Source organism: Acidovorax sp. JHL-9 (genome assembly GCF_000426205.1).
GTDB classification, from domain to species: Bacteria; Pseudomonadota; Gammaproteobacteria; order Burkholderiales; family Burkholderiaceae_C; genus Acidovorax; species Acidovorax soli.
Window position 1 is genome coordinate 1 of the sequence record NZ_AUEX01000038.1, and the last position, 18,104, is coordinate 18,104.

Here is an 18,104-nt window from a genome sequence, read left to right on the forward strand (position 1 = left end):
GCTCCTTGAGCCGCGCCAGCTCCGACGTGGTCGGCCCCTCGCGTTGCCCGGTATCGCGCTCGTGCTGACGCACCCAGGTCAGCAGCGTTTGCGGCGTGCAGCCGATCTTGGCTGCAATCGATTCGATCGCCGACCACTGCGACGGGTGATCTGCACGCGACTCTTCGACCATGCGCACGGCCCGTTCGCGGACCTCGGGGGAGAACTTCACTGACTTTTTCATGGCTCCATCTTCTCAAGGGTTGGAGCCTCCTCAAAACCCGGGGCGGTTCATCGAGCAGGGCGAGCTTCCTCCAAGTTCTGAGCAGTTGGCCGAGGCATGGAAGCCGTGGATGGAGCCGTGCATCGAGGCCTTCGGGGCAGAGCGCTGCATGTTTGAAAGCAATTTCCCAGTCGACAAGGGTTCGTACAGCTACGTCACGTGCTGGAACGCATTCAAGCGACTGACGTCCCGCGCCACGGCCCCGGAGCGCGCAGCCCTTTTCCAAGGGACGGCGACTCGGGTCTATCGCCTCGCCCAATTCTAAGAACCTGCCCCCAGTTCCTCAGGAGACTTCCTTGAACATTTCCAAGTTCGCCACCGCCCGCGCGGCCCTATCTGTCGCTCTTGTCGTCTGCAGCGTTGCAACCGCTGCGCAAAGCGCCTACCCCAGCCAGCCCATCAAGCTTGTCGTACCGTTCCCGCCAGCCGGTGGCACCGATGTGCTCACGCGCCTGGTGGCCAACGAGGTGACATTGAAGGACAGCAAGTGGACCTTCGTCGTCGACAACAAGCCGGGCGCGGGCGGGAACATCGGCATGGACGCCGTCGCTAAAGGCAAGAAGGACGGCTACACCGTCGGAACGGGGCAGACCGCCAACCTGGCCATCAATCCGACGCTGTACACAAAGATGCCTTTCGACGCGTCGAAGGACTTTGCGCCGGTCGTGCTCCTGGCCTCGCAGCCACTTGTCTTGGTCGTCCGAGCGGACTCTCCCATCAAGAACCTGGAAGAGCTGAAAACCCAGGGCCAGAGCAGGCAGCTGACGATGGCTTCCGCCGGCACCGGCACCGTGGGCCATGTGGGCGGCGAAATGTTCGCCCGCCGTGCGGGCATCAAGGTCATGCACGTCCCGTACAAGGGCGCCGGCCCCGCCACCACCGACCTGTTGGGCGGTCAAACGGACATCTACTTCGCCACCCCGCCCAGCATCGTCTCCATGGTCAAGGCTGGCAAGTTGCGCGCCATCGCCGTCACTTCGCTCAAGCGCATGGAAGTGCTTCCCGATGTTCCCACCGTCGCCGAGTCCGGCTATCAGGGTTTCGTTGTGGAGGACTGGAAGGCGCTCGTTGCTCCGGCCGGCACGCCACCTGAAGCCATCACCAAGGTGAACGAGGCCGTGAACGCGGCACTGAAGCGACCGGAGGTCATGGCCCGCCTGCGCGACGAAGGCAGCGTTGCACGCGGTGGCTCACCGGCGGAGCTCGGCACCTTCATGAAGAGCGAACAGACGCGCTGGGGTACCGCTGTCCGTGAATCGGGCGCGAAGCTCGATTGAGCACCCCTCTCTCAACAACTTCCGGAGACTTTCATGCCATTCAACACCTTGCGCCGAGCCATCGTCCTTGCAGGCGCCGCATCCCTCTTCAGTGCTTGCGCGTTCGCGCAGAAGCCCGTCACCATCATTGTTCCCTACGCGCCTGGTGGTAGCGCCGACTTGGTGACGCGTGTCATCGCGCAGTTCGCCGCACCCGGCGTCGGCGCACCGATGATTGTCGACAACCGCACCGGTGGCGGCGGCGTCGTCGGCTGGGGCGCCGCCGCCCGGTCTGCCCCCGATGGCAATACCTTGCTCACCGTCGAGCTCTCCTACGCCATCGCCGCTGGCCTGCTTCCAACACTTCCATTCGACCCCAAGAAGGCCTTCACACAGGTTGCCACGGCGGTCAAGGTCCCGCATGTCCTGGTCATCAATCCGGCCGTGCCTGCGAAGACGGTGCAGGAGTTCATCACGCTGGCCAAGGCACAGCCGGGCAAGCTGAACTATGGCTCTGGCGGCAACGGCACCAACACACATCTGGCCGGCGAACTTTTCAAGAGCACCACGGGTGTCGACATCGTGCATGTCCCCTACAAAGGCGCCGGCGCCGTCCTGACCGACCTCATGGGCAACCAGGTCCAGGCCCTCATCACCTCCGTGCCCACCGCGCTTCCGCACATCAAGAGCGGCAAGCTCCGCGCCCTCATGGTGACCGGGGCCGAGCGCAACGCCATGCTGCCCGATGTGCCGTCTGCCAAGGAGGCAGGCATTCCGAAGATGGACATGGACTACTGGATTGGCATCGGCGCCCCGGCCGGAACGCCGCAAGTCGTCGTGGACAAGCTGAACAAGGAGTTCAACGCATCCCTTGCCCAACCGGAGGCCAGGAAGAAGATTGCCGAGATGGGCCTGACGGTGGTGGCGAATACACCGGCCCAGGCAACGCAACTGGTCAACAGCGAGATCCAGCGCTGGAGCGCCGTCATCCAGCAGGCCGGCATCAAGGCCGACTGAGGAGAGCGTCATGTCCAATGCGCTTCGCGGCGTCCGCGTCCTTGACCTCACCAACGTGCTGGCGGGACCCTTCGCCTGCCACCAGCTGGCCCACATGGGCGCCGACGTCATCAAGGTGGAGACCCGCAACGGCGGCGACCTGGCGCGCCAGCTCGGCGCCGACCCCGAGCTGAACAAGCGCTACATGGGCGTCTCGTTTCTGGCGCAGAACCCGGGCAAGCGCTCCATCACCATCGACTTCAAGCACCCGACCGGACAAGACGTATTCAGGAAACTGGTGCGCACGGCCGACGTCGTGGTCGAGAACTTCCGCCCTGGCGTCATGAAGCGCCTGGGACTTGGCTACGACGAACTCCTGAAGGAGAACCCCAAGCTCATCTACTGCGCCATCTCGGGATTTGGCCAGGATGGACCGCTTCGCGACCTGCCGGCGTACGACCAAATCATCCAGGGCATGTCAGGCGTCATGAGCATCACCGGTGCGCCGGAGAACGCGCCATACCGCGTCGGTTATCCGGTCGCCGACACGATTGGGGGGATCACCGCGGCATTCGCGGTCGCTGCAGCCTTGGCGGACCGGGAGCGCAGCGGCGGAACCTTCATCGATGTCTCGATGCTTGAAGCCGTGATGGCGACCATGGGATGGGCGGTCTCGAATCACCTGATTGCAGGTCGTGAGCCCAAGCCCATGGGCAACGAGAACGTGACCGCCAGCCCGTCCGGAACTTTCCGCACCGGTGACGGACTTCTGAACATCGCCGCCAATAAACAAGAGCAGTTCGAGGCCGTGTGCCAGGTCGTGGGACGATCCGAACTCATCACCGACGCGCGCTTCAGCGAACGACAGGCTCGCCTGCAGCACCGGTTCGAACTCAAGGCAGCCTTGGAGGAAGCCATGGCCACGAAGTCGACGGACGAGTGGTGGACACTTTTCAATCAGGCTGGCGTGCCTGCAGGCCCTGTCTACTCGGTTCGCCAGGCCCTTGAACACCCCCAGGTGGCTGAACGCGGCATGGTGGGCAGCTTTGACAATGTGCCCGGCGTCGGTCGCGACATTCGCCTGGTACGCACAGGGTTCAAGGTGAATGGCCAAGCACCTCGGGTCGACTCAGCGCCACCGACGCTGGGGCAGCACTCTGACGAAATTCTGGCGGAACTGGGCTATTCGCCTCTGGAAATTGAGGCACTGAAAGAGGAGAAGGCAGTATGACGGACACGACACCCGATGCACGCAAGGCCACCGAGGACTGGTGGCGCACAAGCATCATCGACATGTCGCCCGGCGTCATCCGCTACCGCGGATACCCCATCGAAGACTTGATTCGCGAGCGAGTCAGCCTGGCGCAGATGATCTGGCTGATGACGCGTGGTGAACTCCCTACCCGCGTCCAGGGCGACCTGCTGGAGTCCGCATTGATGTCAGCGGTCGACCATGGTCCGCAAGCTCCGAGCATTGCCATTGCACGAATGGCAGCTACGTGTGGCGTTGGCCTTAACAGCGCCATGGCCTCGGCAGTCAATGTCCTGGGCGATGTTCACGGGGGCGCCGGCGAACAAGCGGTGGAACTTTATGAAGACATCGCTGCACGGATGGACGCGGGCGCAAGCGAGGATGACGCAGTTGCGGCGGGGCTTCGGGCGTTTGTGGAAGTCCATGGCAAGGTCATCTCGGGTTTTGGGCATCGCTTTCACCCTGTCGACCCTAGAAGTGCTCCTCTGCTGGAGCTCGTCGATGAAGCAGCCAAGAAGGGTGAGGTGAGCGGCAGGTTTGCACGCATTGGGCGAGCCGTTGAAGCAACGCTGAGCGCGAGCAAAGGCAAGCCAATCCCCATGAACATCGATGGGGCCACCGCGGTGATCTACGCTGAGCTTGGTTTTCCGGCGCCATTGGCGCGGGGGCTCTTCTGTCTATCGAGGTCGGTCGGCGTGCTTGCCCACGCGTGGGAACAAACACAGCAAGGCGGCCGCATCAAGGGGCCGATACCCCGCCAGTTCATTCCCACATACCAGGGGCAGCCAAAGAGGAAGGTGCCGGCTCAACGTTAACAGGGGCTGGCAAAGTCGTGCCCAACGCCACAGAGGTTCACGCAGAGCCTGTTCACGATCGCCCAGGGATCGCGCAGGTGGCCAGTTACAGCACTTCAAACACGCCCGCGGCACCCATGCCGCCGCCAATGCACATGGTCACGCAGACGCGGCGGGCCGCCCGGCGCTTGCCTTCGATGAGGGCGTGGCCCGTGAGGCGCTGGCCGCTCATGCCGAAGGGGTGGCCCACGGCGATGGCGCCGCCGTTGACGTTGAGCTTGTCGGCAGGGATGCCCAGCTTGTCGCGGCAGTAGAGCACCTGCACGGCGAAGGCTTCGTTCAGCTCCCACAGGTCGATGTCGTTCATCGAGAGGCCCAGGCGCTTGAGCACCTTGGGGATGGCGAACACAGGGCCGATGCCCATTTCGTCGGGTTCGCAACCGGCCACCGCAAAGCCCAGGAAACGGCCCAGGGGCTTGAGGCCCTTCTTCGCGGCCAGGTCTTCGTGCATGACGACCACGGCACCGGCGCCGTCCGAGAGCTGGCTCGAATTGCCAGCCGACATCAGGCCGCCCGGCAGGGCCGAGCGCAAGTCCTTGATACCGTCGTAGGTGGTGCCGGCGCGGATGCCTTCGTCCACGCTCACCGTCACCTGCCTGGTGGTGAGGCCCATGACCTTGTCCGCCACGCCCATGGTCACGGTGATGGGTGCGATTTCGTCGGTGAACAGGCCCGCCTCCAATGCAGCGGCAGCTTTCTGCTGGCTGGCGGCGCCATATTCGTCCATGGCCTGGCGGCTGATGTTGTAGCGCTTGGCGACCTGCTCGGCCGTTTGCAGCATGGGCCAGTAGACCTCGGGCTTGTTCTTCATGAGCCAGGTTTCCTGCAGCATGTGCAGGTTCATTTCCTGCGCGGTGCAGGAGATGGTTTCCAGGCCGCCGGCCACGTAGATGTCGCCTTCGTTGGCGATGATGCGCTGGGCGGCGGTGGCAATGGTCTGCAGGCCCGACGAGCAGAAGCGGTTGATGGTCATGCCCGATACGGTGACGGGGCAGCCGGCGCGCAGGGCGGCCTGGCGGGCGATGTTGGCGCCGCTGGCACCTTCGGGGGTGCCGCAGCCCATGATGACGTCGTCCACTTCGGCGGCCTCGATGCCGGCCCTGGAAATAGCGTGCTCGATCACGTGGCCACCCAGGGTGGCGCCGTGGGTCATGTTGAAGGCACCCTTCCAGCTTTTCGTCAGGGGGGTGCGTGCGGTCGATACGATTACTGCGGAAGTCATGTTGGTTCCTTGTTCGATGGTGTGGCTGCGCGCTTTTTAGAAGGTCTTGCCTTCGGCGGCCAGCTTGGCCAGCAGCGGCGCGGGCTTCCAGAACGCGGCGTCGTCCAGCGGGTTCTTGGCGAAGCGGTTCATGGCCTGCACCACGTTGAACAGGCCCACTTCATTGGCGTAGTTCAGCGGACCGCCCCGGTACACCGGGAAACCGTAACCAAAGATGTAGACCACGTCGATGTCACTGGCCTTGTTGGCAATGCCCTCTTCGAGGATGTGGGCGGCCTCGTTGACCAGGCTGAACACCAGGCGCTGGACGATTTCCTCGTCCGAAATCTTGCGCGGGGTAATGCCGAGCGACGCGCGGTGGTCTTCGATCATCTTCACCACTTCGGCGTTCGGGATGGCGTCGCGCTTGCCGGGCACGTAGTCGTACCAGCCGGCGCCGGTCTTCTGGCCGAAGCGGCCCTTCTCGCACAGCAAGTCGGCCGTCTTGCTGTACTTCATGTCGGGCTTTTCGGTGGTGCGGCGCTTGCGGATGGCCCAGCCGATGTCGTTGCCGGCCAGGTCGCCCATGCGGAATGGGCCCATGGCCATGCCGAATTTCTCCATCGCCTTGTCCACCTGCTCGGGCGTGCAGCCTTCGTCGAGCAGGAAGCCGCCCTGGCGGCCGTATTGCTCGATCATGCGGTTGCCGATGAAACCATCGCACACGCCGGAGACCACAGCGGTCTTCCTGATCTTCTTGGCCATGGCCATCACGGTGGCCAGCACGTCCTTGGCGGTGGCGTCGCCGCGCACCACTTCGAGCAGCTTCATCACGTTGGCGGGGCTGAAGAAGTGCAGGCCCACCACGTCCTGCGGACGGTTGGTGAAATGGGCGATCTTGTTGACGTCGAGCGTGGAGGTGTTGGAAGCCAGGATGGCGCCGGGCTTCATCACGGCGTCGAGCTGCTTGAACACGGCTTCCTTCACGCCCAGTTCCTCGAACACGGCCTCGATCACGAGGTCGGCGTCCTGGAGGTCGTCATAGCGCAGCGTGGTGGACAGCAGGGCCATGCGCTGCTCGTACTTGTCTTGCTTGAGCTTGCCCTTCTTGACCTGGGCTTCGTAGTTCTTGCGGATGGTGGCGATGCCACGGTCCAGCGCCTCCTGCTTCATCTCGAGCATCTTCACGGGGATGCCGGCGTTCAGGAAGTTCATGGCAATGCCCCCGCCCATGGTGCCGGCGCCGATCACGGCCACGGCCCGGATCTCGCGCTTGGGGGTGTCGGACGGTACATCGGGGATTTTGCTCGCGGCGCGCTCGGCCAGGAACAGGTGGCGCAGCGAGCGCGACTCGGGCGTCCACATCAGGTGGATGAACAGCTCGCGCTCGAACAGCAGGCCATCGGCAAATTTCTTCTTGGTGGCGGCTTCGACCGCGTCCACGCACTTGGCGGGCGCCGGGAAGTTCTTGCTCATGCCCTTGACCATGTTGCGCGCGAACTGGAAGTACGCGTCGCCCTGCGGGTGCTTGCACGGCAAGTTGCGTACCAGGGGCAGTGGGCGCACATCCGCCACGCTCTGCGCGAAGGCCAGGGCGTCGGCGGCCAGTGCCTCGGGCGAGGCGGCCATCTTGTCGAACAGCTTCTGGCCGGGCATGGAGCCGATCAGCTCGCTCTTGACGGGCTCGCCGCTCACGATCATGTTGAGGGCCGCTTCCACGCCCACCACGCGCGGCAGGCGCTGGGTGCCGCCAGCGCCGGGCAGGATGCCGAGCTTGACTTCGGGCAGGGCCACGCTGCAGCCGGGGGCTGCAATGCGGTAGTGGCAGCCCAGGGCCAGCTCCAGCCCGCCGCCCATGCAGACCGAGTGGATCGCGGCCACCACGGGCTTGGGCGAATTCTCGACCGCCGCAATCACGGAGTGCAGGTTGGGCTCTTGCAGAGATTTGTCGGTGCCGAATTCCTTGATGTCGGCGCCGCCCGAAAACGCAGCACCCGCGCCGGTGATGACGATGGAGGTCACCGCGGCATCGTCATTGGCACGGGCCAGGCCGTCCACGATGCCCTGGCGGGTCGACAGGCCAAGCCCGTTGACGGGAGGATTGGCCAGCGTGATCACGGCAACGGAGCCGTGGACTTTGTATTCAGCGGTCATGCTGTTGTTCCTTGGAAATTATAAAAAGAACGATCGTGCGATTTTCATTGTAGAGAGTTCTGCCGGCATTGACTGTGCCGGTTTGTCTCGCCCGGGACAAAAGACGATCTGCCAGCCACATGGGAGAAAATGCGGCCCGCAGCACAAGGCCGTGAGCACCTCGCCAGCGCCAGCAGGCCTGCGCCCTCCGGAATCGCCGGCTGCGGGGTCAGACCTCCAGCCACTCTTTGCGGACATAGCTGTCGGCCCGCAAGGTGTCGGGAGTTCCCTGGAAAACGATGCTGCCATGGCCCATGACCAGCGTTCGGTCGGAGATGGTCATGGCAATGGTGAGCTTTTGCTCGATCAGCAGCACCGAGATGCCGCGCGACTTGATGGTCTGCAGGTATTGCCCCACCAGTTCAACGATCTTGGGAGCCAGGCCCTCGGTGGGTTCGTCGATGATGATGAGGTCGGGGTCGCCCATCAGGGTACGACACAGGGTGAGCATCTGCTGCTCGCCGCCCGACATCACGCCCGCCTCGATGTTGCGGCGCTCCTTGAGGCGGGGGAACATGTCGTACATGTCGTCAAACGACCACCGGCTGCCCTTGCCCTTGCCTTTTTGCCCCAGCAGCAGGTTCTGGTGCACCGTGAGGTTGGGGAAGACATCGCGGCTTTCGGGCACATAGCCAATGCCCAGATGGGCAATCTCGTAGGCTTTTTTGCCCTTGAGGGCCTGCCCCTTCCATTGCACCGAGCCTTCCCAGTCCACCAGGCCCATCACGGCCTTGGCCGTGGTGGAGCGGCCCGATCCATTGCGCCCCAGCAAGGCCACGATTTCACCGGGCTGGATATCGAAGGAAACACCATGGAGTACATGGCTTTTTCCGTAGTAGGCGTGGAGGTTGTCGATTTTCAGCATGTCAGTGTCCCCCCGCCTGTGCATCGGCCACGGCGGAGCCCAGGTAGGCTTCTTGCACGCGCGCATTGGCGCGCACCTTGTCGGGCGTGTCAAAGGCGATGACCTCGCCATACACCACCACGGCAATCTTGTCCGCCAGGCCGAACACCACGCCCATGTCGTGCTCCACCGTGAGCAGGGTGCGGCCCTCGGTCACCTCCTTGATGAGATGGATGAAGCGCGTGGTTTCGCTGCGGCTCATGCCGGCGGTGGGCTCGTCGAGCAAGATCACATTGGCGCCGCCGGCGATGGTGACGCCGATCTCCAGGGCGCGCTGCTCGGCGTAGGTCAGGTTCACGGCCAGGGTGTCACGCTTCTTGTCGAGCTTGATCATCTCCATGAGCTGCCTGGCGCGCTCGTTGGCGTCGTCCAGCCTCGAGAGAAATCGCAGGCAGGTGTACTTGTAGCCCATGCTCCAGAGCACGCCGCAGCGCAGGTTCTCAAACACACTCAGCTTGGGAAAGATGTTGGTGATCTGAAAGCTGCGCGACAACCCCATGCGGTTGATTTCGTAGGGTGCCTTGCCGTCGATGCGCTGGCCATTGAGCAGCACCTCGCCGCTGGTGGGGCCAAAGCGCCCGCTGATCAGGTTGAACAGCGTGGACTTGCCCGCGCCATTGGGGCCGATGATGGCCACCCGCTCGCCGGGCTTCACGGCCAGGTTCACGCCACGGATGATTTCTGTCTTGCCAAAGCTCTTGCGCAGATCACGCAGTTCGAGCGCACAAGGTGCGTTTGTCGCCATGTTCACAGCGCCTCCCCCCGCTTGATTTCGTGTTCGATCTCTTCCTGGATAGTGCCCCACTGGCGCACAAACTGGCGCCGGCACAGCTCAAACAAGCCGAGCCCCGTGAAGAGCACCAACCCTGCGCCAAACCAGCTACCCACCGAGTTGGCATGCAAGGTGGCGCCCAGAAAATCAAGCTGTGGCCCCAAGGCGGCATTGAGCTGCAGGTGGTAGGTCATCTCCACCATGGCTGCGGCCCCCAGCACCGCCACCAATGCGGTGCCGCCCAGCGCCAGGTACGAGGGCCACAGGCCGCGCAGCTTGCCAAACCTGGCCAGGCGCAGATTCATCATGACCAGGCTGGCGATGCCGCCGGGCGCATACATCACCATGAACAGGAAGACGAGCCCCAGGTACAGCAGCCAGGCCTTGGACAACTCCGACAGCAGCACCGACGCCAGCACCAGCAATACCGCACCGATGATGGGCCCGAAGAAGAAAGTGGCCCCCCCCAGGAAGGTGAACAGCAGATACCCGCCCGAGCGCACCACATTCACGCTGTCGGCCCCCGTGATGATCTCGAAATTGATCGCCGCGAGCCCCCCCCCGATGCCGGCAAAGAAGCCCGCAATGATGAAGGCGAAGTAGCGCACGCGCTGGGTGTTGTAGCCGATGAATTCGACGCGCTCGGGGTTGTCGCGCACGGCATTGAGGATGCGCCCCAGCGGCGTGCCCGTGAAGGCAAACATGGCGGCGGTGCAGACAAAGCAATACGCCGCGATCAGGTAATACACCTGGATGGCGGGGCCGAACGTGATGCCAAGGAAGGGCTGGCCATACACACGGTCGGTGGTGATACCGCCCTCGCCGCCAAAAAACTCGGGGAACATCAGCGCCATCGAGGCCACCAGTTCACCGATACCCAGCGTGATCATGGCGAACGTGGTGCCCGATTTCTTGGTCGTCACGAACCCGAGCAGGATGGCGAAGAACATGCCGGCCAGGCCGCCCACCAGGGGAATCAGCACCAGCGGCACAGGCAGCGCGTCCTTGCCCGCGAGGTTCATCACATGGATGGCAATGAACGAACCCAGGCCGGTATACACCGCATGTCCGAAACTCAGCATGCCGCCCTGCCCCAGCAGCATGTTGTAGGACAGGCAGATGATGATGAGGTAGCCGATCTGCGAAAGCATGGTCAGCGCCAGGCTGCTGCGAAACAGCATGGGCGCGACGATGAGCAAGAGCGCAAACAGGCTCCAGATGACCAGGCGGCCCACATTCCATGGCTTGAACCGGTGGTATTGCGTGGCCGGAGAAACAGTTGTGGTGGTGGACTTCATAGCCTCAGTCTTCCCGGGTACCCAGCAGGCCCTTGGGGCGGAAGATCAAAATCAGAACCAGAAAAAGGTACGGCAGGATGGGTGCCACCTGCGAGACCGTGAGCTTGAGCAAGGGCCAGCCAAAGGTGGCCTCCGACACCGCCACGCCCATGCCCTGCAGCGCCGATGCCAGCGAGTAATCGATGGCCACGGCAAAGGTCTGCACCAGGCCAATCAGCAGCGAGGCCAGAAAGGCCCCGGCCAGCGAGCCCATGCCGCCCACCACCACCACCACAAAGATGATGGAGCCGACCGACGCCGCCATGGCGGGCTCGGTGACATAGGTATTGCCGCCAATCACCCCGGCCAGCCCCGCCAGGGCCGCGCCACCGCCAAACACCAGCATGAACACGCGGGGCACGTTGTGGCCCAGGGCCTCCACCATCTCGGGGTGCTTGAGGGCCGCCTGAATCACCAGGCCAATGCGGGTGCGGGTGAGCAGCAGCCACACCGACACCAGCATCAGCAATGCCACCAGCATCACGAAGGAACGCGACCTGGGAAACTGCGTGCCATACAGCGTGAACAGGGGCCCCTGCAACTGTGTGGGCAACCCATAGGGAACCGTGGAACGCCCCCACACCAGTTGCACCAGTTCCAGGATCAGATAGGACAACCCGAACGTCACCAGCAACTCTGGCACATGGCCAAACTTGTGCACGCGGCGCAGGCTGTAGCGTTCAAACAGGGCCCCCATGGCCCCCACCAGCAGGGGGGCCAGCACCAGCGCGGGCCAGAAGCCCACCACGCTCGAAATCGTGTAGGCGATGTAGGCCCCCAGCATGTAAAAGCTGGTGTGCGCGAAATTGAGCACCCCCATCATGCTGAAGATGAGGGTGAGGCCGGAGCTGAGCATGAACAGCAGCAGGCCATAGCTCACACCATTGAGCGTGGAGATCACGAAAAACTCAGGATTCATTGGAATTTTTCATTGCTGGGTAAAAAAAAGGCCCGAGTGGGTCGGGCCTCGAAGCGGTGGAGCCGAATTTACGGACGCTTCATCTGGCACGAGGTGGGCGTGCTGGCCACATAGGGCTCGTAGTACTTCACCGGAACGAACGTGTAGCCGGTGCCCTCGGAGTCGAGCGGGTACTGGCCCCCTGCCTTCTCCCACTTGGAGATGAACAGGCCCTGCTGCAGCTGGTGGTCGGTCTTGCGCATTTCGACCTCGCCATTGAAGCTCTTGAACTTCATGCCTTCGAGCACGGCTGCCACCTTGACGGGATCGGTCGACTTGGCCTTGGCAAAGCCTTCGGACAGCATGGAGAAGGCGTGGTACACGGCACCGGTGTACATGTCGTCGTTGAACTTCTTCTTGTAGTCCACCACGATCTGGTTCAGCGGGCCCGGCAAATTCATGTGGGCGTATGCGGCCATGTACACACGGCCCGCTGCTGCGGCGCCCATGGCAGTGGGGCTGCCGGTCACGGAACCGTAGTAGGTATAGAAGTTGACATTGTTCAGGCCGGCGTCGTTGGCCGCCTTGATGAGCAGCGCCAGGTCGGAACCCCAGTTGCCGGTGATCACGCTGTCGGCGCCCGAGGCCTTGATCTTGGCGATGTAGGGCGAGAAGTCGCGCACCTGGGCCAGCGGGTGCAGGTCGTCACCGACGAACTGCACATCGGGGCGCTTGCGCTTCATCATTTCCTTGGCGAACTTGGAAACCTGGTGGCCGTGCGAGTAGTTCTGGTTGATCAGGTAGACCTTCTTGACTTCTGGAAGATCCTTCATGTAGGTGGTCAACGCTTCCATCTTCATGGAGGTGTCGGCATCCAGACGGAAATGCCAGTAGCTGCACTTGCTGTTGGTGAGGTCGGGGTCCACGGCCGCGTAGTTGAGGAACAGCACTTCCTTGCCGGGGTTGCGCGCATTGTGTTTTTCGAGCGCATCAATGATGGCCAGCGCAGGGCCGGAACCATTGCCCTGCACCACGTAGCGTGCACCCTGGTCCATGGCCGAGCGCAGGGCGCTGGTGGTTTCTTGCGGGCTCAGCTTGTTGTCGATGCCGATGATTTCAAATTTGACACCGGCTGCATTCTTCTTGTTGAACTCTTCCGCCAGAAACTGGAAGCTCTTGAGCTGGTTCGTACCCACCGCAGCCATGAGACCCGAGAGTGGATCCAGCCAGGCGATCTTGACCGTTTCACCCTTTTGGGCGAACACTCCACCAGCGCTTGCCAGAATGACGGATGCAGCTACTGCTTTTATAGCAAATTTCATAGTCTTGTCTCCTGTTGAATCAACCGAACGCAGCGTACCGCGTTGCACAAAGCCACCCCTCAGGGATTGCCCCTAGCAGCTATCGCGCAGGCGACTGGCCCACCGAAAGCCAACGACATGCCGCAGGCGGCCGGCATGTCCGCGGGCAGCGCGCTCCCCCGAGCGCCACGCCCACTGCGGTTCACAAGCCGGGCAAACGGTAGTCCTTGAGCTGTTCGCGCAGCTTGGCCTTGAGCATCTTGCCCGTGGCACCGATCGGAATGGCGTCCACAAACACCACGTCATCGGGCACCTGCCACTTGGCGGTCTTGCCCTCATAGAAGGCCAGCAGCTCCTCGCGGCCGACTTCGGCACCAGGCTTCAGGGCCACAGCGATGATCGGGCGCTCATCCCACTTGGGGTGCGGCATACCGATGCACGCCGCCATGGCGATGGCCGGGTGCGCCATGGCGATGTTCTCGATGTCGATGGAGCTGATCCATTCGCCGCCGGACTTGATCACATCCTTGCTGCGGTCGGTGATCTGCATGAAGCCATCGGCGTCGATGGTGGCCACATCGCCTGTGGGGAACCAACCGCGCCCCTGTGCGTCGGGCACCAGCGGGCTGCCGCCTTCGCTGCGGTAATAGTCGGCCACGATCCACGGTCCCTTCACCAGCAGGTCGCCATAGCTCTTGCCGTCCCAGGGCAGTTCATTGCCCGCGCTGTCGACGATCTTCATGTCCACGCCGTAGATGGCGCGCCCCTGCTTTTGCAGGATCTTCATCTGCCCGTCGCGCGGCAGGGCGAGGTGCTTGTTCTTGAGCGTGCACAGCGTGCCCAGCGGGCTCATCTCGGTCATGCCCCAGGCATGCAGCACCGACACGCCGAATTCATCCTGGAAAGCATGGATCATGGCGGGTGGGCAGGCCGAGCCACCAATCACCGTGCGGTTGAGCGTGCTGAACTTCAGCCCCCCAGCCTTGACATGGTTCAGCAGCATCTGCCAGACCGTGGGCACGCCTGCGGCGAAGGTCACGCCTTCCGCCTCGATCAGCTCGTACACCGATTTGCCATCCAGTGCCGGCCCGGGAAACACCAGCTTGCAGCCGGTCAGCGGTGCCGAATAGGGGATGCCCCAGGCATTGACGTGGAACATCGGCACCACCGGCAATACAGAGTCGCGCGCCGAGAGGCCCATCACATCGGGCAGTGCCGCCGCATAGGCATGCAGCGTGGTGGAGCGATGGCTGTAGAGCGCCGCCTTGGGGTTGCCGGTGGTGCCGCTGGTGTAGCACATGCTGGAGGCCGAGTTTTCGTCGAACACCGGCCAGGCGTAATCGCTGGATGCACCGCCTATCCATGCCTCGTAGCTCACCAGGCCCGGAATGCCCGAATCGGCGGGCAGCTTGTCGGCATCGCACAGCGCCACCCACTTCTTCACCGAAGGGCAGCGCGCATGCACGGCCTGCACCAGCGGCAGGAAGGAAGTGTCAAAGCACAGCACCTGGTCTTGCGCATGGTTGACGATCCATGCGATCTGGTCGGGGTGCAAGCGTGGGTTGATGGTGTGCAACACACGGCCGGAGCCGCTGACCCCAAAATACATCTCCATGTGGCGATAGCCATTCCATGCCAGCGAAGCCACGCGGTCGCTGAACTGCAGGCCCATGCCATCCAGCACATTGGCCAGCTGCTTGGAGCGCAATGCGAGGTCGCGGTAGGTGTAGCGATGGATGTCTCCCTCGACCCGGCGTGAAACGATTTCTGCATCGCCGTGATGCCGTTCGGCAAACTCGATCAGCGACGAAATCAGCAGTGGTTGGCTCTGCATCAGGCCCAGCATGTGCGCTCCTTGAAAGTCATGTGGTTTGGAATCCTTATCCTACCGTGGCAAGGTCGCGCAAAGGCTTGCGCCGCGTGCCCTGCAGGCCGGCGCCGCTGCGGCTCAGCCACCGTTGCAAACGCACGTGGATGCAAGGTGCCAAGCCGCTCTCGGCCCGTGCGACAGTCTGCAGCGTTTCGTATCCGGCGCCAACACGTGTCGCGCGGCTGACAGGTGGCGCGGGTTTTCCCGCCCCTGCAGCCAGCAGGTTCCCATCCTTCTGTTCACCCCCCCTTTCGTTGACAGCGCCGCCCGTGGCCTCCCCCCCGGCGGAGCCAGCCACCAGCGCCACGCGGCACAATGCAGGCAATGTTTTCCGCTCCCCCTGCCCAGCGATTCATCGCCACCCAACCGTGGTTCCACAGCCTGTCGCCGGGACTGCAGGAAGAAGTGCGCGATGCCGTGCAGACACTGCAGGGCGACAAGGGCGACACCATGCTGGCCGCGGGCACCGCAGTTCAGGGCTGGCATGCCGTGCTCAGCGGCCTGGTGATGCTGCACAGCCCTGAAGCGCGCGGGCGGCACTCTGCGTTTCTGGGCGTGCCCGATGGCGAGTGGTTCGGAGAGGGCTCGGCCATGAAGCCCGAACCCCGCCGCTACCACGTCGTCGCGCTGCGCGAGACACGGCTGCTGTGCCTGCCGCTGCCGCTGTTCTCGGTCCTGCGCGACACCAGCCTTGCTTTCAACCAGTACCTGGCCAACCACCTCAACATGCGGCTCGGCCAGGCCATGGCCATCATCGAAGCCGGCCGCATGCGCTCGCCCGAGCATCGCGTGGCGCTGTACCTGAGCCCCTTGTTCTGGCGCAGCACGCGGCGCATCCTGCTCACCCAGGAAGAACTGGGGCACCTGGCAGGGCTGTCGCGCCAAACGGTCAACCGCGTGCTGCGCACATTGGAGGCCCTGCGCATCGTCACGCTGGACCTGGGGCGCGTGGCCGTGGTGGACGACGACGCACTGCGCGCCTACCTGGCAGCCACCATCGACAACTGAACAGCCGCGCGCAGCGGGCCAACGCACGCAAGGCCCTGCGGGCGCCGGGGCATCCCGACTACGAGACAATGCCCCCATGAACCCCCATGCCGACTGCCCCCCCGCCCCACCGTTGGACCTGACGGACGACTGCGGCGGTTTTGCGAGCCTGGGACCGGCATTCTTTACCCACCTGAATCCCACGCCTTTGCCCCAGCCATACTGGGTGGGCACCAGCGGCGGCGTGGCGGATCTGCTGGGCCTGGACGCCGCCTGGCTGGCGTCCGACGAAGCCCTGCGGGTGTTCACGGGCAATGCCTGCCCTCCCGGCAGCCGCCCGCTGGCCAGTGTCTACAGCGGCCACCAATTTGGCGTCTGGGCAGGACAACTGGGCGACGGGCGCGCGATCCTGCTGGGCGAAACCACCGGTGGGCTGGAAGTGCAGCTCAAGGGCAGCGGCCGCACCCCATACTCGCGCATGGGCGATGGGCGCGCGGTGCTGCGCTCCAGCATCCGCGAGTTTCTGTGCAGCGAAGCCATGCATGCACTGGGCATACCGAGCTCGCGGGCTCTGTGCGTCACCGGATCACCCGCCCCCGTGCACCGCGAGGAGACAGAGACCGCCGCCGTAGTGACCCGGGTGGCACAGAGCTTCATCCGCTTCGGCCATTTCGAGCATTTCGCCGCGCGCGACATGGAAAAAGAACTGCGCACGCTGGCCGACTATGTGATCGACCGCTATTACCCGGCCTGCCGCACTGCACCGCAGCCGGGTGGCAACGCCTATGCAGCCTTGCTGCAGGCCGTGAGCGAGCGCACGGCAACGATGGTGGCGCAATGGCAGGCCGTGGGTTTTTGCCACGGCGTGATGAACACCGACAACATGAGCATCCTGGGCCTGACGATCGACTACGGCCCCTTCCAGTTCCTGGATGCGTTCGTGCCCGGCCATGTCTGCAACCACAGCGATACCCAGGGCCGATACGCCTACAACCGCCAGCCCAACGTGGCTTACTGGAACCTGTTTTGCCTGGCCCAGGCACTGCTGCCGCTGATCGGCGACCAAGAGCTGGCCCAAGCGGCCCTGGTATCGTACAAAACCGTCTTCTCCACCGAATTCATGGCCCGCATGCGCGCCAAGCTGGGCCTTGTGCAGGAGGGTGCCGGCGATGCCGATCTGATCGACGGCATCTTGCTGCTGCTGGCCAAAAACGGCGTGGACTACACCATCTTCTGGCGCCGCCTGTCGCAGGCGGTGGCGCACAACGACTTCGAGCCCGTGCGTGACCTGTTTGCAGACCCTGCGGGTTGGGACCGGTGGGAGCTATCTTATTCAGCGCTTCTGGCGCTTATGAATAAAGAGCTATCGGCCGATTTGATGCTAAAAACCAACCCCAAGTTCGTGCTGCGCAACCACCTGGGCGAGCAGGCCATCCGCGCGGCGAAACTTGGCGATTTTTCCGAGCTACGCACCTTGCAGCGCCTGCTGGAGCGTCCGTTCGACGAACACCCCGGCCACGATGCCTGGGCCGACTTTCCGCCCGACTGGGCGTCCTCCATCGAGATCAGCTGTTCATCATGAACTTTCCTCTCCAGAAAACCGACGCCGAATGGCAAGCCATCCTGCGCGAAAAAGGCGCCGAACCTGCAGCCCTGCAGGTCACGCGCCATGCGGCCACAGAACGCCCCTTCACTGGCAAATACGAGGCCCACTGGGCCGATGGCAGCTACCACTGCATCTGCTGCGGGGCCAAGTTGTTTGATGCCGCCACCAAGTTCGATGCCGGCTGCGGCTGGCCAAGCTTCTCGCAGGCAGTACCGGGCGCCATTGCCGAAATCGTCGATCACAGCCACGGCATGGTCCGCACCGAAACCGTGTGTGCACAATGCGGTGCGCACCTGGGCCATGTCTTCGAAGACGGCCCGGCGCCAACCGGCCTGCGCTACTGCATGAATTCGGCCTCGCTCGATTTCGAGCCCGACGCCCCCTGAAACACGCCCAGACCATCACCCCTACCCTC

At 63.5% G+C, this 18,104-nt stretch carries 16 protein-coding genes and 1 pseudogene; 8 read left to right on the forward strand and 9 right to left on the reverse strand.

The features are described 5' to 3' along the window. A partial coding sequence (locus tag K225_RS0117880) for a transposase (RefSeq protein WP_026437638.1) occupies positions 1-223 on the reverse strand: 223 nt, incomplete at its 3' end. A gap of 52 nt (positions 224-275) precedes the next feature. Between K225_RS0117880 and K225_RS0117885 the strand changes: the two are divergent. The 5 genes and pseudogenes from K225_RS0117885 to K225_RS0117905 all read left to right on the forward strand — a co-directional run. Continuing rightward, positions 276-527, forward strand: a pseudogene (locus K225_RS0117885) (amidohydrolase); the annotation flags it as partial. A 37-nt stretch (positions 528-564) separates the two neighbouring features. Further along, positions 565-1,539 carry a tripartite tricarboxylate transporter substrate binding protein gene (locus tag K225_RS0117890; protein ID WP_026437640.1) on the forward strand — a complete coding sequence of 325 codons (975 nt, stop codon included), beginning with the start codon at positions 565-567 and terminating at the stop codon, positions 1,537-1,539. Positions 1,540-1,572: 33 nt separating this feature from the next. Beyond that, positions 1,573-2,535, forward strand: a complete 963-nt coding sequence (locus tag K225_RS0117895; protein ID WP_026437641.1) for a tripartite tricarboxylate transporter substrate binding protein — start codon at positions 1,573-1,575, stop codon at positions 2,533-2,535. Positions 2,536-2,545: 10 nt separating this feature from the next. Further along, positions 2,546-3,745 carry a CaiB/BaiF CoA-transferase family protein gene (locus K225_RS0117900; RefSeq protein ID WP_026437642.1) on the forward strand — a complete coding sequence of 400 codons (1,200 nt, stop codon included), beginning with the start codon at positions 2,546-2,548 and terminating at the stop codon, positions 3,743-3,745. After that, positions 3,742-4,581 carry a citryl-CoA lyase gene (locus tag K225_RS0117905; protein ID WP_026437643.1) on the forward strand — a complete coding sequence of 280 codons (840 nt, stop codon included), beginning with the start codon at positions 3,742-3,744 and terminating at the stop codon, positions 4,579-4,581. Before K225_RS0117900 ends, K225_RS0117905 begins: the two co-directional genes overlap by 4 nt. Positions 4,582-4,666: 85 nt before the next feature. On the opposite strand, the gene K225_RS0117910 is transcribed toward K225_RS0117905, so the two are convergent. The 8 genes from K225_RS0117910 to K225_RS0117945 form a co-directional block, all read right to left on the reverse strand. Next, the gene (locus K225_RS0117910; RefSeq protein ID WP_026437644.1) at positions 4,667-5,842 is read right to left on the reverse strand and encodes an acetyl-CoA C-acyltransferase; all 1,176 of its coding nucleotides are present in this window, start codon (positions 5,840-5,842) and stop codon (positions 4,667-4,669) included. A gap of 36 nt (positions 5,843-5,878) precedes the next feature. After that, positions 5,879-7,975 carry a 3-hydroxyacyl-CoA dehydrogenase NAD-binding domain-containing protein gene (locus K225_RS0117915; protein WP_026437645.1) on the reverse strand — a complete coding sequence of 699 codons (2,097 nt, stop codon included), beginning with the start codon at positions 7,973-7,975 and terminating at the stop codon, positions 5,879-5,881. Positions 7,976-8,183: 208 nt separating this feature from the next. Continuing rightward, positions 8,184-8,879: an ABC transporter ATP-binding protein gene (locus K225_RS0117920; protein ID WP_026437646.1), complete on the reverse strand. Its 696-nt coding sequence runs from the start codon at positions 8,877-8,879 to the stop codon at positions 8,184-8,186. Between the two features lies 1 nt (position 8,880). Then, positions 8,881-9,663, reverse strand: coding sequence for an ABC transporter ATP-binding protein (locus K225_RS0117925; protein ID WP_026437647.1), 783 nt, complete (start codon positions 9,661-9,663; stop codon positions 8,881-8,883). Between the two features lie 2 nt (positions 9,664-9,665). After that, positions 9,666-10,988, reverse strand: coding sequence for a branched-chain amino acid ABC transporter permease (locus tag K225_RS0117930; RefSeq protein WP_026437648.1), 1,323 nt, complete (start codon positions 10,986-10,988; stop codon positions 9,666-9,668). Between the two features lie 4 nt (positions 10,989-10,992). Next, positions 10,993-11,946 carry a branched-chain amino acid ABC transporter permease gene (locus tag K225_RS0117935; RefSeq protein WP_026437649.1) on the reverse strand — a complete coding sequence of 318 codons (954 nt, stop codon included), beginning with the start codon at positions 11,944-11,946 and terminating at the stop codon, positions 10,993-10,995. Positions 11,947-12,014: 68 nt separating this feature from the next. Then, positions 12,015-13,247 (reverse strand): branched-chain amino acid ABC transporter substrate-binding protein, encoded by a 1,233-nt coding sequence (locus K225_RS0117940; RefSeq protein ID WP_026437650.1) that lies wholly within the window; start codon positions 13,245-13,247, stop codon positions 12,015-12,017. Between the two features lie 181 nt (positions 13,248-13,428). Then, a complete protein-coding gene (locus tag K225_RS0117945; protein WP_026437651.1) occupies positions 13,429-15,072 on the reverse strand; it encodes a 3-(methylthio)propionyl-CoA ligase in 1,644 nt (547 codons plus the stop codon). A gap of 339 nt (positions 15,073-15,411) precedes the next feature. Here K225_RS0117945 and K225_RS0117950 point away from each other — a divergent pair, with 339 nt between their 5' ends. The 3 genes from K225_RS0117950 to msrB all read left to right on the forward strand — a co-directional run bounded on the left by K225_RS0117950 (position 15,412) and on the right by msrB (position 18,075). After that, positions 15,412-16,104: a Crp/Fnr family transcriptional regulator gene (locus tag K225_RS0117950; RefSeq protein WP_026437652.1), complete on the forward strand. Its 693-nt coding sequence runs from the start codon at positions 15,412-15,414 to the stop codon at positions 16,102-16,104. A gap of 76 nt (positions 16,105-16,180) precedes the next feature. Further along, complete coding sequence (locus K225_RS0117955) at positions 16,181-17,665, forward strand: YdiU family protein (RefSeq protein ID WP_026437653.1); 1,485 nt, start codon at positions 16,181-16,183, stop codon at positions 17,663-17,665. Beyond that, a complete protein-coding gene (msrB, locus tag K225_RS0117960) occupies positions 17,662-18,075 on the forward strand; it encodes a peptide-methionine (R)-S-oxide reductase MsrB (protein WP_026437654.1) in 414 nt (137 codons plus the stop codon). Before K225_RS0117955 ends, msrB begins: the two co-directional genes overlap by 4 nt. The last annotated feature ends 29 nt before the right edge of the window (positions 18,076-18,104 follow it).

Bases quoted from the DNA above. Each gene is read 5' to 3' on its own strand.
- K225_RS0117905 (WP_026437643.1), top strand. From the start codon at position 3,742: ATGACGGACACGACACCCGATGCACGCAAGGCCACCGAGGACTGGTGG.
- K225_RS0117955 (WP_026437653.1), top strand. From the start codon at position 16,181: ATGAACCCCCATGCCGACTGCCCCCCCGCCCCACCGTTGGACCTGACG.
- K225_RS0117925 (WP_026437647.1), bottom strand. From the start codon at position 9,663: ATGGCGACAAACGCACCTTGTGCGCTCGAACTGCGTGATCTGCGCAAG.
- K225_RS0117915 (WP_026437645.1), bottom strand. From the start codon at position 7,975: ATGACCGCTGAATACAAAGTCCACGGCTCCGTTGCCGTGATCACGCTG.
- K225_RS0117910 (WP_026437644.1), bottom strand. From the start codon at position 5,842: ATGACTTCCGCAGTAATCGTATCGACCGCACGCACCCCCCTGACGAAA.
- K225_RS0117945 (WP_026437651.1), bottom strand. From the start codon at position 15,072: ATGCTGGGCCTGATGCAGAGCCAACCACTGCTGATTTCGTCGCTGATC.
- K225_RS0117940 (WP_026437650.1), bottom strand. From the start codon at position 13,247: ATGAAATTTGCTATAAAAGCAGTAGCTGCATCCGTCATTCTGGCAAGC.
- K225_RS0117900 (WP_026437642.1), top strand. From the start codon at position 2,546: ATGTCCAATGCGCTTCGCGGCGTCCGCGTCCTTGACCTCACCAACGTG.
- K225_RS0117920 (WP_026437646.1), bottom strand. From the start codon at position 8,879: ATGCTGAAAATCGACAACCTCCACGCCTACTACGGAAAAAGCCATGTA.
- msrB (WP_026437654.1), top strand. From the start codon at position 17,662: ATGAACTTTCCTCTCCAGAAAACCGACGCCGAATGGCAAGCCATCCTG.
- K225_RS0117895 (WP_026437641.1), top strand. From the start codon at position 1,573: ATGCCATTCAACACCTTGCGCCGAGCCATCGTCCTTGCAGGCGCCGCA.
- K225_RS0117950 (WP_026437652.1), top strand. From the start codon at position 15,412: ATGCAGGCAATGTTTTCCGCTCCCCCTGCCCAGCGATTCATCGCCACC.
- K225_RS0117930 (WP_026437648.1), bottom strand. From the start codon at position 10,988: ATGAAGTCCACCACCACAACTGTTTCTCCGGCCACGCAATACCACCGG.
- K225_RS0117935 (WP_026437649.1), bottom strand. From the start codon at position 11,946: ATGAATCCTGAGTTTTTCGTGATCTCCACGCTCAATGGTGTGAGCTAT.